A 16,147-nucleotide genomic window follows, 5' to 3' on the forward strand; every position below is an offset into this window, starting at 1 on the left:
ACCACAGCAAATCTGATATAGCCGCATATAATATCAGCCTATTTGGGATCTCAAAAGCGTTCAATGTCAGTTACATTGATGAAAAGTGTTTCAACTACGAATTTCACGTTAAGATCGAACAAATTTACCGCATATTCCTTGTTGTCAGGTTTACCTTTCTTATAGGCAGGACGAGGATCTTGGCCTAATACTTCTTTGATCACCTGAACGATATGGCGCGCTTGTGGATGACTGGCTAGCTTACTTTGCGCTTGCTGCGAAAAGTTAACTTCGAGCACTTCTGGTTCATCGGCAGCAAACCCTCCCAATGCGTCCGGAATCGAATCTGAGTAGGGGATATAAGGCTTGATGTCGATGATCGGTGTGCCATCTACTAAGTCGACGCTGCCGAGATCCAACCAAGTTTGTCCTTTCTCTTGAGACACACCTTTTAGTTCAACCGCAGACATGCCAATTCCATTCGGTCTGAATGTGGCACGAGACGCGAATACACCAATACGTTCATTCCCGCCAAGGCGAGGTGGCCTCACGGTTGGTTTCCAGCCTGCTTCAAGGTTCTTGTCGAACAGAAATAGTAACCAAACATGGCTAAATTGCTCAATACCACGAACAGACTCAAGGCAGTTTGCTGCATCAACTAACCTGACTCTTGAGGTGGATGTGGGTACCAACCTAGGCTGCCTTGGCACAGCGAACTTCTCTTTATAAGGAGAGTCAATAAAGCCAACAGGTTCAATGGTGTACATAGTTGGGTGTTCTCTGATTACGATTAAGACGGAAAAATATCATAAAATTGCTTGTTTTTCCTTTGATAATAATTATCATTTGAAATGTTATAACATATCAAATTAGTTATTGAGGGAAATACAATGAAACCGAATATCCATCCAGATTACCGTCCCGTGGTCTTTCATGACACCAGTGTCGATGAGTACTTCTTAATCGGCTCAACGCTAAAAACAGACCGTACTATCGAATGGGAAGACGGTAATATTTATCCTTACTTCACGATTGAGGTGTCGTCAAAGTCGCACCCTTTCTATACCGGTAAACAGAGAGTGCTACATAAAGAGGGACGTGTTGCGAACTTCACTCGTCGTTTTGGTCAACTAGGTAAGGGAGCGAAATAAATGAAAGTCGTGAAATCACTGAAAAGTGCAAAGAGCCGTCACCCGGATTGTCAGATAGTAAAACGCAGAGGCCGACACTATGTTATCTGTAAAACTAATCCGAGATTCAAAGCGGTTCAGAAATAAGCCGTCAATTTGATGTGACACGTGTGTAAAAAACGAGGGGAAAGTCAAACTTCATTCATTTGCCTGCTTTTCTTTTCCCTCAAGAGGAACGTGATTAAAGATAGAGTGTTTATTTAGCGTACGATGTGTTTTATTTTTAAGTGAATCAATAGGTTATATCGTTAGGTATATTTGTAGTGAATGCGTAGTTGTGAATTATAAATCTAGATTTTGTATTTAATGTGGATTTATTTGCTAATTAATTGTTCAAATAGAGTTAAATATCGTCGCTTGTTACACATTTTGTAACATTTTGAATTTCTAATTGATAATTTTGTCGCGTACCCTTCGCTGGCAATTTGAACATTTTTGTCACAATTGCATAGGAATCACTACAAGGAGGGAACTGATGAGTTCATCAGCTTCAATAAAAAACAACTCGCCAAAGAAACCTATTTTTACCCGTTTTCTCGATGGTGTTGAATATTTGGGGAACCTATTACCCCACCCAATCACTCTTTTCGCAATCTTCTGCGTCGCTATTCTAGTTACTTCAGGTATCGCTGGATATTTTGAAGTGTCTGTTATGGACCCTCGCCCAGAAGGTGCTCCAGGTCGTGCTGCTGACGGCATGATCTACGTTGTAAGCTTACTTAACGCTGAAGGCTTACAGCTCATTGTTACTAATCTAGTTAAAAACTTTGTTGGCTTTGCGCCATTAGGTACCGTGCTTGTTGCAATGCTAGGTGTAGCGATTGCTGAACACTCAGGTCTATTATCTGCGGCGATGCGTGGCATGGTAATGGGCGCATCTAAGCGTATGGTTACGGTAACCGTAGTTTTTGCCGGTATTATCTCTAACACGGCTTCAGAGCTTGGTTACGTAGTACTTATCCCTCTTGCAGCAATGCTTTTCCACTCTTTGGGTCGCCACCCATTAGCGGGTCTAGCGGCAGCATTTGCTGGTGTATCTGGTGGTTACTCTGCAAACCTTCTAATCGGTACGGTTGATCCACTGCTTTCTGGTATTACAGAAACAGCAGCACAAATGATCGACCCGACTTACAGCGTCGGTCCTGAATCAAACTGGTACTTCATGTTTGTTTCGACTTTCTTCATTGCGATTACAGGTGCATTTGTAACTGAGAAGATTGTTGAGCCAAAACTGGGTAAATACAACGATGAAGAAGCGTCTGAAGACCTATCAAATGATTCGATGGGTAAACTAACAGACGTTGAGAAGAAAGGCCTTAAGCTTGCGGGTATCGCAGTGCTAGCGGTATCTGCACTTCTTGCTTGGACGATTGTTCCAGCTGACGGCGTTCTACGTTCAGCCGCAGGTACGGTTTCAGGTTCTCCATTCCTGAAAAGTATCGTAGCGTTCATCTTCGTATTCTTCGCAGTTCCTGGTTTCGTTTACGGTAAAGTTACCGGCACAATGAAAACCGACCGTGATGTAATCGATGCAATGTCTAAATCTATGTCTTCAATGGGTATGTACATAGTACTTGTGTTCTTTGCTGCTCAGTTTGTTGCTTTCTTCAAGTGGACTAACTTCGGTCAAGTATTCGCAGTTGCAGGTGCTACGTTCCTACAGGATATCGGCCTAACGGGTCCAATGTTGTTTTTCGCATTCATCCTAATGTGTGGCTTCATTAACCTGATGATCGGTTCGGCTTCTGCTCAGTGGGCCGTTACAGCACCTATCTTCGTTCCAATGCTAATGCTAGTAGGCTACGCACCAGAAACGATTCAAGCGGCTTACCGTATCGGTGACTCAACAACGAACATCATTACTCCAATGATGAGCTACTTCGGTCTTATCCTTGCTGTAGCGACGCGTTACATGAAGAACTTAGGTATCGGTACTCTGATTGCAACTATGCTTCCATACTCAATCGTATTCTTGGTTGGTTGGAGCTTAATGTTCTACGTTTGGGTATTCGTATTTGGCCTACCAGTAGGTCCGGGCGCTGCAACTTACTACACGCCTTAGTGGTCGAGTAGGGGAGCCCCCTTTTAATCGACAATAAAAAACCTGCATTGATTGCAGGTTTTTTTGTTCTTGTCATGAAGAGATAGAACTAAGTTAATCTAGAATTAGATTGTTAGCGTTTTGCTAGCAGGCGATCGAGGTGGTTGGCGAACTCACGGCGATCGGTCTGTGATAGGGCACTTGGGCCACCCGTTTGGATGCCACTTGAGCGCATGGTATCCATAAAGTCACGAATGTTCAGACGTGCTTTGATGGTCTCTTTGGTGTAAAGCTCACCACGAGAGCTGAGAGCTTGGCCACCTTTGGTGATCACTTCGTCAGCCAGAGGGATATCGGATGTAATCACAAGATCGCCAGGTTCAGTGCGCTTTACGATTTCATCATCAGCAATATCAAATCCGCTTGGTACTTGAATCGAGTGAATGTTATTGCGTTTAGGAACGGGAACCAGATGGTTTGCCACAAAGGTACATTCAACCCCTGTGCGCTCAGCTGCGCGTACGATTGTTTCTCGGATAACCTTTGGACAAGCGTCCGCATCAACCCATATCTTCATAGTGTTCTATTTCTCTATTCGCTTATTTATCTGTCAACTTATTGCTCGGTTAACTTATTACTCAGTTAATTTGGCTTCAAGCGTGGCAACGCGAGCGGTAAGTTCAAGGATTTGCTTTTCCAGTTGGCCAACACGGTCTAGTGCCGGCTCTTCTTGTGTCGCGACTTCAACTTTAGGAACGCGATTCGCACTTTTCCAGCTCTTGATGGTTGTGATTAAAGCAGGCATTGGAACCGATGTACTCATGCGAGCTTTCACTAACGCAACGGTCGGCTCTTTACCTTGTGCTTGCAGTCCTTCAAGCACTGATTTCAACTCTTCAGAAACATCTTTTGTCAGCATGTTGACCTCCATTTTTAGTCTTCAATCATTTTACTCGCTCCGGTGGATGATAGCGAATCATAAAACATCCAATGGCGTGTGAGAGATCTCTTACAAAGGCTGTGAGATAACACGAATAGTTGTCTAGAGAGATTGATATGCATATGGTTAACTTGTTGAATTTTAATTGTTTTATATAATTAACAACTCGGGTGAATTCAAAGTGTGATGCAAATCTATTGTCCGAAATCCTAAATCGCGTAAATTAAACCTTGTCGGAAGGATTCTGACACGGAACAGGAAAGCACCAAGGATTTGGTTATCTTCAGGATGAAGATTTGGTTACTTAGGATTGAGTGATCAAGCATGGAGCGTAAGGACATTGTAGGGATACAGTCAGTTAACAGGAAGTTAGCTGCAACGGAATGACAATGGACACCTTTAGGATTAAAGGGTTGGATTAGCATCAGGACGATGTAAAGGACACCGCTCACGGAACAAGTGATGTGCGCTAACTAGGATTGTTAGCTTTCAGGATGATTGGACACCGCTAGGACGGCGAAGTAAAGGAAAGAGCTGAAGGATTACAGCCACTATTATGGATGATGCATGGAGCATTAATTAGTAGCCGGACTGCTGCGAGTAAGACCCTAGCCCTGACACTTCGGTGTCGGGGCTTTTCTTTTCCTGAGGCTTTTCTCTATCTAGGAGACTCTTTTAAATCTAGAGCGTCTTTATCTAAGAGCTTCTTCATTTAAGAGCGCAACATCTGCTTTTCTGCTAATGGTCAACACAAGGAGTGTTTTATGACGATAGCAACCTCAAGAACGCTGTTGGTACCTTATACTGAACAGCTAGAACTCGACTTTATCAAGTTAAATTGCTGCCCCATTAATCGTGCCGAAATGAATGGACCTCACTCTGTCGCCTCTGCGAAGCACCTTTTTCAAGAAATACTGCAAGATAACGTCGGCTTCTGCCGCGCGATCATCCACAACCAAACCCGTGAATATCTTGGACATGTCTTTGTTTCATCGGAAAAGGGTAAGCATGAACTTGGCTTTATTTTGGATAAAGAATACTGGAATCAAGGTATTGCTAGTGAGGTACTAAAACCTTTCTTTAGTTTGGTGCGCTTTGAAGAGCGTTTAACGAATGTTGTTGCGACTGTGAATGTCGGACACAACCCATCCATTAAGCTATTAGAAAAATTAGGCTTTGCATTTAAAGAGACCAAACAAGATCAGTTTGGCCCTTATCATGAATATCGTTATACCGAGTATTGCGACGTTACATTCTATGAGGCTGTAGCTCAAACCGCATAGAGCGGAAACCGACCATGGTCAGTTTACCTTGGTATAGGTCATCACCTAACGCTGAAAATTCAAATTGGTACACAGTATGCCAGCGCCAAATCGTGCTTAACTCATGGCGCATCTTAAGCTTATGACCACTAAAAGCGACACTCAACAATTGTAAGTCCAGCTCTTTACACTTTCTCGCAATGGCAGCCTTCGCAAGCTCTGATTGCCTGCGCTGCTGCCAAAATAAAAAGCAAAAGAAGCACAGAAACAAAATAGCCAATAAGTTATCTATCATTTAATCCATACTTCCTTTTTTATCTCTTCATTCCAATTGTGATAGTTGCGCATTTTGATGAACTACAGAGTGAGTCTCTCTGTGAACTTAATTAGCTTTAGCCGCTTGCTGCAGTTCGACCAGTGCGTTTGCAAGTTCTGGTGATGGATTTGAGTTCAGTAGCGGTAAAAATACCATTCTCAGAGTTGGAATCATCACTAAATCTGCAAATAACTGATTGAACAAGTTTTGGTTACCTGTTTGTGCGAGGCGCAGCAAGAATTGCTCAGCAATCGCAGGATCTTGCAGTGCGTGCCAGCTTCGACCAGCCAAACCAATTAACACTTCTTGGTGACTTAAGCGTGGGCTCGCCAGAACTTGGTTAATTACGGCATTCGTTGTGCTTGGTTCTGCACCAGAAAGGGCACGAACCAACGCAGACAGCAAGAACAGATCCGGTTCTTGGCTATTGATCTCATTTTCGGCCATCTCTTGTAAGCGTTGAGCCAGCTTGTCATTGATTTGCGTGTGCTCAAGCGCCCCTAGTGTTGCGTATAGAGGTTCTGATGGTAGTTTGTTCAATGCTTTACGAATCGCGACACCGTTTTGTTGGCTGCCTAGGCGAGCACACATATCGGTGATACCTTGAAGACCAACAGTTTTCCAGTTATCCCAGCCTAGATCACCAGTGAAGTAGTGTTGAGCGTGTTCGTAGTATTGGCTAGTCGCCAGATCTAAACCTGATCTTACTTGGCTATGGAACACGGCCATCTTGTCCTCTGAAGGCTTAAACGTGTATGGGTTGTTAGACAGCTTTTGTTGTTGCTCTTCGCTGATCTCGCCGTTTAGACGTGTGCCCATTGCTTCTATGACAAACTTAAGGAAGTTACCTACATCGCCTTGATGCAACAGGCCCCTTTCGTCCAGCTTGAACTTTAGAAACCAAATCCAAGGCTGCTTGTGTTCGTTCCAGTAACTAATGGCTAAGTGAGCTTGTTTCTGAAGTGGAAATGGGTACGGCTGTTTCCCTTGCTCAACATCAGAGAATAAGGTGTTGTCGATCTTCTGAATGCGACGACCTAGGTCGTAGATATCGTATTGGCAACCGCTATTCTTGAGTAACTGAGTGAGCGTGTGAATCGTTTCCATAGTAATAAAGCTCCTAACTTTCTTTCCTAAATAGATGGTACTCTATGCCCCAATTTCAAGGTCACTAGATAAATAACTTGGTGAAAAATGACAGCTGCCACAAAGTTACCTCCTTTACTTCAACAATTAGAACAACAAATGTGCCAATGTTCGCTGTGGAGTGATGTTCCACCTTCGGACGAAGCTCTGGCCAGTGTTGAACCTTTCGCGATTGATTCGTTACAACCGGAAGAGTGGTTGCAGTGGATCTTTATCGTTAAGATCAACGCAATGATGGATGCGAAAATGCCCCTACCGAAGGGCTTTGCTATCCATCCTTATTTTGGTGAAGTTTGGAAAAATGAGGCAGACAAGGCTGAACTGCTAGTGACGATTCTGAGCATTGATGAGGTATGCGCGTAATGTTAGAGATCATTTATCAAGATGAGTATTTTGTCGCGGTGAATAAGCCCGCTGGCATGCTTGTGCATCGCTCATGGTTGGATAAACACGAAACGCAATTTGTGATGCAAACACTGCGTGATCAAATTGGTCAGCACGTATTTCCTCTGCATCGCTTAGATCGCCCAACGTCTGGCGTTTTGGTGTTTGCGCTATCGAGTGAGGTCGCCTCTGAGGTGATGCCAATGTTCGCTAACCATGAGATGCAAAAGACTTACCATGCAATTGTTCGTGGTTGGATAGAAGAGGGCGATACGCTAGATTACGCACTTAAGGTTGAGCTGGATAAGATCGCAGATAAGTTCGCGAAAGAAGACAAAGAAGCGCAAGAGGCTGTGACGGTTTATGAACCGATAGCAAAAGTCGAAGTACCCTATTCAACGGGACGTTTCCCAACGAGCCGCTACTGCTTGGTTGAGATGATGCCAAAAACAGGGCGTAAACATCAGCTGCGTCGTCATATGGCTCACCTAAGACACCCAATCGTTGGCGATACTTCGCATGGTGACGGTAAACACAATCGACTGTTTCGTGATGATTTAGATTCGCACCGTTTGTTGCTGCATGCCTCTGAATTACGCTTCGTCCACCCTTTCACTAAAAAAGAGTTGGTGATGAAGGCCAACCTAGATGAAACGTGGTTAAGGTTGTTTGAAACCTTTAAGTGGGATACCAACTTAATCGATGCTCAAACGTGCTTGTCTAAGTAAGTCACACGCGTTTTAGTAATTATGAGTCTAAGTGAATAAAGAAAATAGAATAAAAAAACAAAGGGCTGATAGCGATATCAGCCCTTTTTGATGTCTTTGCGTTCTTAACGGCATCACTATTGTTGATTAGTTCGTCGTTAATCGTGGGATCATTTTAGCTTTTCTAGATCGGCTTCGATCTCGGCGATCTTACTTGATACCACTTTCTCTAGATGGCGTAAGTCGGTAAGGATCTTCTGCTTCACATCCACCTCAGCCGTTGGCGTCGGTTTGGTTATCTTGTTGAGTTCATCAATTACAAGAGTGAGGTTTCGGTTAATCTCGGTCACTTCTTTGTATTGATTATTGCCACCGCTAACAAGCACACTTTTCACTTGTCGTGGGTATTTAAACTTAACGCTTTTTGCGAACAGTTCACCTTTCTGCTTACGAAAGTAAATTTTCAGGATATCTTTATGAGCTTCTTGGCGAAGGGAATAACGTTCAATCTGTTTAGGTTCGTGGATACCTAAGCCAGTGAGGTTTGGATACATAAGCGACCTCTAGGTTATGAATGTAATACTTTTATGTAATTGACTTGATCAATGTAGCAGCCTAACGACGAGCTAGATAGTTGATATCTGTGAATTGATTGTAAGTTGTGGGCAAGATCGCTCTCTATCTTTACCCACACTTATTTGGCTATTAAAGCTGCCCTCAGACTTAATTCGACTTCTAAGGAGCGAGTTCCGAAACATGCTCGGTTAGCCTTTCTCTTAGCGCTTGTTCTTGCTCTTCAGAAAGCCTTCCTCCTGCTTCACTGGTCAGAATAAACAAATCCTCAGCTCGCTCACCTATGGTGGTAATTTTTGCACCGTGCAAGTTGATGCTTAGCTCCGCAAAGGTTGCACCTACTTGAGCCAATAGTCCTGGAGTATCAAGAGCTCTTAACTCCATTAAGGTGCGTTTCTTGCTCTTGGTTGGTAGAAACTCAACTAAGGTTTTTACCTTGAAGTGTTGCAAGTTGCGTGGCGTGCGACGAGTCTTAATCTTAGTTGGACGACCATCAGCCAGTACATGAGTCAGATGCTTGGCAACGGCTTTGTGTCTGGCTTCATCGATCGCTTCACCATGTTGGTCTAGTACGATAAAGGTATCTAAAACATGGCCATCTTTGCTGACCATGACCTGCGCGTCATGAACGTTAAAGTTGCGCCTGTCGAGCTCTGCAACCACGGTCGCAAACAGTGCCGCTTGGTCTCTACAGTAAACGAATACTTCTGTACCACCACGTGTCGCTTTTTTGCTGATCAGTACGAGTGGTTGGCTTGGGTCTTCTAGGCGAAGTAGGTGCTCACAGTGCCAAGCGATTTGTTTGTGTGTGTGGCGTAAGAAGTAGTCGGCTTTGAAGCGTTGCCATAACACTTCAATTTCACGAGCGGTGAATCCCTCTTTACGCAGCAAAGCTGACGCCATTTGTTGGTTATGACGAATACGATCTCTGACATCGACAGGGTTTTCTAATCCGCGGCGTAGTGCTCGCTGAGTAGAGTGGAATAGCTCCGCTAACAGCGTTCGCTTCCAGCTGTTCCATAGCTCTGGGTTAGTTGCACAGATATCGGCAACGGTTAAACAAACCAGTAGCTCTAGTGATTCTTCATCACGGACCTTCTTTGCGAATTCAGTGATTACATCTGGGTCGTAGATGTCACGGCGTTGAGCGGTTACAGACATCAACAGGTGATTCTGTACCAACCACGCGACTTGCTTGGCTTCAGGTTTTGATAACCCGTGTTCAATACAGAAAGAGTATGCTTCAACAGCACCAATCTCTGAGTGGTCTCCACCGCGGCCTTTGCCGATGTCGTGGAAGATAGCCGCCAGAATCAGCAGCTCTTTCTTCTGTACGCGTGGGTAAACTTCACAACAGATAGGGTGCTTGTCGTGGTTCTCAATTTGGCCAAAACGGTTAATGTGCTTGAGCAGGCGAATACTGTGCTCATCCACAGTGTATACGTGGAATAGGTCAAACTGCATCTGGCCAACGATCTGGCTCCACTGTGGTAAGTACGCTGAGAGCACGCCTAGCTTATGCATTAAGCTAAAGGCTTTGTGTAGTGCATTTGGGTGGCGAACTAGATCCATGAACTTGTCACGAGCTTCAGGAATAGTATGCAGGAAGCGGTTTAATCGGCGACGTGCCGTTCGCAGTTGTCGCAATGTTGGTGGGCTTACCCCTTCGATAGTCGAGTCATTAGCGATATGGATAAACATATCGAGAATCGTTTCTGGTCTAGCTTGGAATAGAGCTGGCTTGCGCGCTTCGATCAGTGAGCCACGGCGCTGGAAGTCGTTGTCGAGAATCTCAGCGTCTTGAGTCTGGCCACCATTGATGATTGCTTGATCGAACAATTTAAGCAGCATTTTGTTGAGCTCGGCAACGCGACGAAGTGTTCGGTAGAACTCTTTCATCATCATCTCAACGCCACGGTTACCTTCACCAGTATAACCCAAATGTTCAGCGACTTGAGCTTGGTGGGCAAAGGTGAGGCGGTTGTCGTAACGGCGCAGCTCTATGTGCAGTGCAAAACGAACACGCCATAAGAAATCTTGGCACTCAACTAACTCACGATACTCAGCATCGGTTAGAAAACCGTACTTGCTCATCTCTAACAAAGAGGTCGCACCGAAGTGGCGACGCGCTACCCAGCTCAGGGTATGGATGTCTCTGAGTCCACCTGGAGTCGATTTAATGTCCGGCTCTAGATTGTAAGTGGTGTCGTGGTAGCGAGCATGACGTTCTCTTTGTTCTTGAATCTTAGCCTTGTAGAAGGTTTCACTTGGCCAAAATGAATCGGAATGAATTTTCAGCTTTAGTTCTTGAAAAGTGTCTTCACTACCACACAGCAATCGAGACTCTTGCAGGTTGGTTGCAACGGTTAAATCATCAATACCGATATCAAGACATTCGGCAATGGTACGTACCGCGTGACCAACTTCGAGTCTCAAATCCCAGAGTAGGGTGATGAACTGGCTGACTTTTTCGCCAAGTGCTGGTGGCAATGTTTTTTGCGAGACGATAAGGATATCAATGTCGGACAAGGGGTGGAGTTCACCACGGCCATAACCGCCTACAGCGACGAGTGAAATATGAGGCAGTTTATTGAATCCGAAATGCTCCCATAAACGATTGAGAAGTAAATCCATGTATTCGGAGCGTAGCAACACTAAGTCGGTAACTGGATGATGATTCAGGAATTCATTTTTTTGATACTGCGTGAAGATCTCGAGCTGATTTTTTAATTCGCAGATTTCAATTTGTTCGTCATTGAACGTAAGAGGGCATTGATAAGGCATATGGTCTGCTATCCGTGCAAGCAAATGAGAATAGTAAACAATTTAACAGAAGCTGGTGGAAAGTCGAAATTGAGTGGATAAAAAAATATCCTCGACAAGGCGAGGATATTTTTAAAAGGCTGATGTGTTCAGTTTGATGAACTAAGCGTTTTTCATGATACGTGGAATCGTATCGTCGCTGCGTAGTGTTAGTACTTCACAACCTGTATCTGTCACTACCAGTGTGTGTTCCCACTGCGCCGAGTTTTTGCTGTCTGCTGTGTACACTGTCCAGCTATCTTGGTCATCAAGACGGCAGCCAAACTTACCCGCGTTGATCATTGGCTCGATAGTGAAACACATGCCTGCTTTCAGCACTGTACGGTCGCTGTTCTTGTAGTGAACCACTTGTGGATCTTCGTGGAACTCAGAACCAATACCGTGACCACAGTAATCTTTGACAATAGAGAACTTAGCGCGTGGGTTATTCTTGTTGTTTGTTTTGATGTACTTCTCGATAGCAGTGCCGATTTGGCCAAGTTGAACACCAGGTTTCACTTGGCGCATGCCTTCGTAAAGTGCTTCTTGAGCAACCATGCATAGACGCTTGTTTGCTGGTGAAACTTCACCCACAAGAAACATCTTAGATGTGTCACCGTGGTAGCCTTGTGGACGAACGCTTAAGTCTGCGTTTTCGTCATCAGGGATGATTACTGTGATATCAACGTTAAGAATGTCACCATCTTTTAGTACCGCAGGTTTGAATTGACCTGTGCTGCCAGTCTCATCTTGTGATGCTGGAATACCGTGGCACACAATGTGGTTGATAGAGGTACAGATTGACTTAGGGAAACCGTGATAATCAAGTGGTGCTGAGTATGCGCCTCTTTCCGTAGCGTACTCATGACAGATTTGGTTTAGCTCTTCTGTCGTTGTACCTACTTGGATGTGAGGTTCAATCATCTCTAGAATCTCCGACGCCAGCTTGCCGGCGACGCGCATTTTTTCAATTTCTTCAGCAGTTTTAATTTTTACAGCCATTGCATATCTCTTAATTTGGTAGCACCTAAGTGTGCATATTGGGGCTATTCTATCAGTGCAGCATTTTAGCGCAACATTCCCATATCCATACAATGCTGGTGGATACTACTCAACCTGAGTGGTTTACGTCCGGTCTATTGAGATAGAAGTGAATGAATAGCGACACTATTTATAGGTAAATTTCGCCGATAGGGATCAGTATAGCAGTCGCCATTTTTAGATTTTTTTCTAGCCATAGATAGACAAAATATGGTATAAAGCGCGCCGGACATCAGGAGTGTTTTCTCCAATAGGCGAAACAAGCTTTGTGTCCACTAACTTATTTCTTTAAATCACACACATTCCGACACATGTTCCGGGGTGCCTCAACAACACAGATAACGGCTGAAAAGTGGTTAGTTGTTAGGGGTCGGATTCATGGGGGATGTGGAGGCCTAACCCCATAGAGGATTTTAAAATGGCAACTGTATCAATGCGCGATATGCTTAAAGCTGGTGTTCACTTCGGTCACCAAACTCGTTACTGGAACCCAAAAATGAAGCCATTCATCTTTGGTGCTCGTAACAAAGTACATATCATCAACCTAGAAAAAACTGTACCAATGTTCAACGACGCTCTAGCTGAAATCGCTAAAGTTGGCGAGAAGAAAGGTAAAGTTCTTTTTGTTGGTACTAAGCGCGCTGCATCTGAAGCTGTTAAAGAAGCTGCTATCAACAGCAACCAGTTCTACGTTAACAACCGCTGGTTAGGCGGTATGCTAACGAACTACAAAACTGTTCGTCAGTCTATCAAGCGTCTGAAAGAACTTGAAGCGCAAGCTCAAGACGGTACTTTCGACAAGCTTACTAAGAAAGAAGCTCTAATGCGTACTCGCGAAATGGAGAAGCTAGAGAAATCTCTTGGTGGTATCAAGAACATGGGCGGCCTTCCAGACGCTCTATTCGTAATCGATGCTGATCACGAACACATCGCAGTTAAAGAAGCAAACAACCTAGGTATCCCAGTTTACGCTGTAGTTGATACTAACTCTAACCCAGACGGCGTTGACTTCGTTATCCCAGGTAACGATGATGCAATCCGTGCAGTACAGCTTTACCTAAACGCTGCTGCAGACGCGGTTAAAGAAGGTCGCAACAAAGATGTTGCTGCTGTAGCTGCTGAAAAAGACGGTTTTGTAGAAGCTGAATAATAGCGGCTCTGAGCCATGTTTAGTTCATATTAAGCGGTCATAATCGGTGGCTTAACGGACTGAATACAGTCAATATCAGGGGCCAATTAATTAGGCCCCTGTTTTTTATCTTTTTTAGAATTTACTGAGGAATAGAGAATGGCAACTGTAACTGCAGCTCTAGTTAAAGAACTTCGCGAGCGCACTGGCGCTGGCATGATGGAATGTAAGAAAGCGCTTGTAGAAGCAAACGCTGACATCGAACTAGCAATTGAAAACATGCGTAAGTCTGGCGCAGCGAAAGCAGCTAAGAAAGCTGGTAACGTTGCTGCTGAAGGCGCAATCATCATCAAAGAAGAGAACGGCGTAGCTGCTCTTCTTGAAGTTAACTGCCAAACTGACTTCGTAGCAAAAGATGCTAACTTCACAGCATTCGCAGAAGAAGTTGCAGCTGCTGCAGTAGCTTCTCAAGCAACTGTTGAAGAGCTACAAGCACAGTTCGAAGAGACTCGTGTTGCTCTAGTTGCAAAAATCGGCGAAAACATCAACATCCGTCGCGTACAGTACGTTTCAGGTGTTGCACTAGCTTCTTACCGTCACGGTGAGAAAATCGGTGTTGTTGTTGCTGGTGAAGGCGAAGCTGAAACTCTTAAGCACGTTGCAATGCACGTTGCTGCATCACGTCCTGAGTTCCTAAACCCAGAAGACGTACCTGCAGACGTAGTTGCTAAAGAAAAAGCAGTTCAAGTTGAAATCGCTATGAACGAAGGCAAACCAGCTGAAATCGCAGAGAAAATGGTTGTTGGCCGTATGAAGAAATTCACGGGCGAAATCTCTCTAACTGGTCAAGCTTTCATCATGGAGCCTAAGCAAACTGTTGGCGCTATCCTTAAAGAGAAAGGCGCTTCAGTATCTAACTTCGTACGTCTAGAAGTTGGTGAAGGCATCGAGAAAGCAGCTGAAATGAGCTTTGCTGACGAAGTTGCAGCGGTACAAAAAGGTTAATCCTTAGCGTATTGTTTGAAAAGAGACCGTGGCAAATGCTGCGGTCTTTTTATGAATAGTGAATTATTTTTTAGCTGTTATGAATGCAAACTGAGCTATTCAGTTTTTATCCATGACTGTTAATCATCAACTCTTTGGAAGGTAAACTCCATGACTACGAACCCTAAACCGGCGTATCAACGTATTCTGTTAAAACTTAGCGGTGAAGCACTACAAGGCGAAGAAGGTTTTGGTATTGACCCGACGATCCTTGATCGTATGGCTCAAGAAGTGAAAGAATTGGTTGAACTAGGTGTTCAAGTAGGCGTTGTTATCGGTGGTGGTAACCTTTTCCGTGGTGCAGGCCTTGCTGAAGCAGGTATGAACCGCGTTGTTGGTGACCACATGGGTATGCTTGCAACGGTAATGAACGGCCTTGCAATGCGTGACGCTCTTCACCGTGCTTACGTAAACGCACGTGTAATGTCTGCAATCCCTCTTAAAGGTGTGTGTGACGACTACAACTGGGCAGACGCAATCAGCCAACTACGTCAAGGTCGCGTTGTGATCTTCTCTGCTGGTACTGGTAACCCATTCTTCACTACGGATTCTGCTGCATGTCTACGTGGTATCGAAATCGAAGCTGACGTAGTTCTAAAAGCGACAAAAGTAGATGGTGTATTTACTTCTGACCCTGTAGCAAACCCAGACGCAGAGCTGTATGATACGTTGTCTTACAACACAGTTCTTGATAAAGAACTTAAAGTAATGGACTTGGCTGCATTTACGCTAGCTCGTGATCACAAAATGCCAATCCGCGTATTTAACATGAATAAACCAGGCGCACTACGTCGCGTGGTTATGGGTGAAACTGAAGGTACATTAATCAGCGACGCTGACTAATTTTTCGGGCTTACTGAGGTGTTAGACTTTGGTAAGCTTATCCTTATCACTCAAATAAAAAGCTTTCTTGAAGAAAGAACATAATCAAGGTGAAATTGTGATTAACGAAATCAAAAAAGACGCTCAAGAGCGCATGGTAAAAAGTGTTGATGCACTAAAAAACAGCCTGCAAAAGATTCGTACAGGTCGTGCGCACCCAAGCCTACTTTCTGGTCTTACTGTTGAGTACTACGGTGCTCCAACGCCTTTGACTCAAGTAGCTAACGTTATCGCTGAAGATGCACGTACACTAGCTATTACAGTGTTTGATAAAACACTGACTCCTCTAGTTGAAAAAGCAATTCTGACATCTGACCTAGGCCTAAACCCTATGTCTGCTGGCACAGTTATCCGTGTTCCACTTCCTCCGCTAACGGAAGAGCGTCGTAAAGACCTAGTTAAAATCGTTCGTGGCGAAGCTGAAGGTGGCCGTGTTGCTATCCGTAACATCCGTCGTGACGCGAATGGCGATCTAAAAGCACTTCTTAAAGATAAAGAAATCTCTGAAGATGAAGATCGTAAAGCACAAGACGAAATTCAAAAGCTAACTGACGCTGCGGTTAAGAACGTAGATGAAGTTCTAGCTGTTAAAGAAAAAGAGTTGATGGAAGTTTAATTTTCCATATTCTTTTCTTTCCGGAAAAACGCTGTACTCACGGTGCAGCGTTTTTTTATGCTACTCTGTTCGACTATTAGAATTTGATTCACTCT

18 protein-coding genes are annotated in these 16,147 nt (G+C 44.3%); 10 read left to right on the plus strand and 8 right to left on the minus strand.

Going from position 1 to position 16,147, the window contains the following annotated elements:
- Nucleotides 1-50: 50 nt before the first annotated feature.
- Entirely contained in the window at nucleotides 51-746 is a 696-nt protein-coding gene (gene tsaA / locus CWO08_RS03635) for a tRNA (N6-threonylcarbamoyladenosine(37)-N6)-methyltransferase TrmO (protein ID WP_102432056.1), read from the minus strand.
- Between the two features lie 123 nt (nucleotides 747-869).
- On the opposite strand from tsaA, the gene CWO08_RS03640 reads away from it, so the two are divergent.
- The 3 genes from CWO08_RS03640 (at nucleotide 870) to CWO08_RS03650 (ending at nucleotide 3,231) form a co-directional block, all read left to right on the plus strand.
- Nucleotides 870-1,130, plus strand: coding sequence for a type B 50S ribosomal protein L31 (locus CWO08_RS03640; RefSeq protein ID WP_048661210.1), 261 nt, complete (start codon nucleotides 870-872; stop codon nucleotides 1,128-1,130).
- The gene (gene ykgO / locus CWO08_RS03645; protein WP_004734365.1) at nucleotides 1,131-1,256 is read left to right on the plus strand and encodes a type B 50S ribosomal protein L36; all 126 of its coding nucleotides are present in this window, start codon (nucleotides 1,131-1,133) and stop codon (nucleotides 1,254-1,256) included.
- 388 nt (nucleotides 1,257-1,644) lie between these two features.
- A complete protein-coding gene (locus CWO08_RS03650) occupies nucleotides 1,645-3,231 on the plus strand; it encodes an AbgT family transporter (RefSeq protein ID WP_048661211.1) in 1,587 nt (528 codons plus the stop codon).
- A gap of 112 nt (nucleotides 3,232-3,343) precedes the next feature.
- Here CWO08_RS03650 and CWO08_RS03655 read toward each other — a convergent pair whose 3' ends face one another.
- Complete coding sequence (locus tag CWO08_RS03655; RefSeq protein WP_009847429.1) at nucleotides 3,344-3,787, minus strand: YaiI/YqxD family protein; 444 nt, start codon at nucleotides 3,785-3,787, stop codon at nucleotides 3,344-3,346.
- A 57-nt stretch (nucleotides 3,788-3,844) separates the two neighbouring features.
- On the minus strand, nucleotides 3,845-4,129 hold the full coding sequence (locus CWO08_RS03660; RefSeq protein ID WP_055319552.1) for a hypothetical protein: 285 nt from the start codon (nucleotides 4,127-4,129) through the stop codon (nucleotides 3,845-3,847).
- A gap of 785 nt (nucleotides 4,130-4,914) precedes the next feature.
- Here CWO08_RS03660 and CWO08_RS03665 point away from each other — a divergent pair.
- Complete coding sequence (locus CWO08_RS03665; RefSeq protein WP_048664574.1) at nucleotides 4,915-5,433, plus strand: GNAT family N-acetyltransferase; 519 nt, start codon at nucleotides 4,915-4,917, stop codon at nucleotides 5,431-5,433.
- Here CWO08_RS03665 and CWO08_RS03670 read toward each other — a convergent pair.
- Together CWO08_RS03670 and CWO08_RS03675 are read right to left on the minus strand one after the other, a co-directional pair.
- A complete protein-coding gene (locus CWO08_RS03670; RefSeq protein ID WP_108019924.1) occupies nucleotides 5,399-5,707 on the minus strand; it encodes a DUF3301 domain-containing protein in 309 nt (102 codons plus the stop codon). The two genes, CWO08_RS03665 and CWO08_RS03670, sit on opposite strands and share 35 nt — an antisense overlap.
- 87 nt (nucleotides 5,708-5,794) lie before the next feature.
- On the minus strand, nucleotides 5,795-6,835 hold the full coding sequence (locus tag CWO08_RS03675) for a DUF3549 family protein (protein WP_048661213.1): 1,041 nt from the start codon (nucleotides 6,833-6,835) through the stop codon (nucleotides 5,795-5,797).
- 87 nt (nucleotides 6,836-6,922) lie between these two features.
- Here CWO08_RS03675 and CWO08_RS03680 point away from each other — a divergent pair, with 87 nt between their 5' ends.
- Both CWO08_RS03680 and truC read left to right on the plus strand, forming a co-directional pair.
- Entirely contained in the window at nucleotides 6,923-7,237 is a 315-nt protein-coding gene (locus CWO08_RS03680; RefSeq protein ID WP_108019926.1) for a YqcC family protein, read from the plus strand.
- Entirely contained in the window at nucleotides 7,237-7,986 is a 750-nt protein-coding gene (truC, locus tag CWO08_RS03685; RefSeq protein WP_102432054.1) for a tRNA pseudouridine(65) synthase TruC, read from the plus strand. The genes CWO08_RS03680 and truC overlap by 1 nt, the downstream gene beginning before the upstream one ends.
- A gap of 149 nt (nucleotides 7,987-8,135) precedes the next feature.
- Here the strand turns inward: truC and CWO08_RS03690 are convergent, their stop codons facing one another.
- The 3 genes from CWO08_RS03690 to map form a co-directional block, all read right to left on the minus strand.
- Nucleotides 8,136-8,519, minus strand: a complete 384-nt coding sequence (locus tag CWO08_RS03690) for a DUF3461 family protein (RefSeq protein ID WP_004734354.1) — start codon at nucleotides 8,517-8,519, stop codon at nucleotides 8,136-8,138.
- A gap of 181 nt (nucleotides 8,520-8,700) precedes the next feature.
- Entirely contained in the window at nucleotides 8,701-11,322 is a 2,622-nt protein-coding gene (glnD, locus tag CWO08_RS03695; protein WP_102432053.1) for a bifunctional uridylyltransferase/uridylyl-removing protein GlnD, read from the minus strand.
- Between the two features lie 141 nt (nucleotides 11,323-11,463).
- A complete protein-coding gene (gene map, locus CWO08_RS03700) occupies nucleotides 11,464-12,342 on the minus strand; it encodes a type I methionyl aminopeptidase (RefSeq protein ID WP_048661217.1) in 879 nt (292 codons plus the stop codon).
- Between the two features lie 457 nt (nucleotides 12,343-12,799).
- On the opposite strand from map, the gene rpsB reads away from it, so the two are divergent.
- The 4 genes from rpsB (at nucleotide 12,800) to frr (ending at nucleotide 16,052) form a co-directional block, all read left to right on the plus strand.
- Nucleotides 12,800-13,531 (plus strand): 30S ribosomal protein S2, encoded by a 732-nt coding sequence (gene rpsB / locus CWO08_RS03705; protein WP_009847420.1) that lies wholly within the window; start codon nucleotides 12,800-12,802, stop codon nucleotides 13,529-13,531.
- A gap of 138 nt (nucleotides 13,532-13,669) precedes the next feature.
- Nucleotides 13,670-14,515, plus strand: coding sequence for a translation elongation factor Ts (tsf, locus tag CWO08_RS03710; protein ID WP_017630772.1), 846 nt, complete (start codon nucleotides 13,670-13,672; stop codon nucleotides 14,513-14,515).
- Nucleotides 14,516-14,665: 150 nt separating this feature from the next.
- The gene (pyrH, locus tag CWO08_RS03715) at nucleotides 14,666-15,397 is read left to right on the plus strand and encodes a UMP kinase (protein WP_017630771.1); all 732 of its coding nucleotides are present in this window, start codon (nucleotides 14,666-14,668) and stop codon (nucleotides 15,395-15,397) included.
- 97 nt (nucleotides 15,398-15,494) lie between these two features.
- Entirely contained in the window at nucleotides 15,495-16,052 is a 558-nt protein-coding gene (gene frr / locus CWO08_RS03720) for a ribosome recycling factor (RefSeq protein WP_017060741.1), read from the plus strand.
- Nucleotides 16,053-16,147: the final 95 nt, after the last annotated feature.

Source organism: Vibrio sp. 10N.286.48.B8 (assembly GCF_003050085.1).
GTDB classification, from domain to species: domain Bacteria; phylum Pseudomonadota; class Gammaproteobacteria; order Enterobacterales; family Vibrionaceae; genus Vibrio; species Vibrio crassostreae.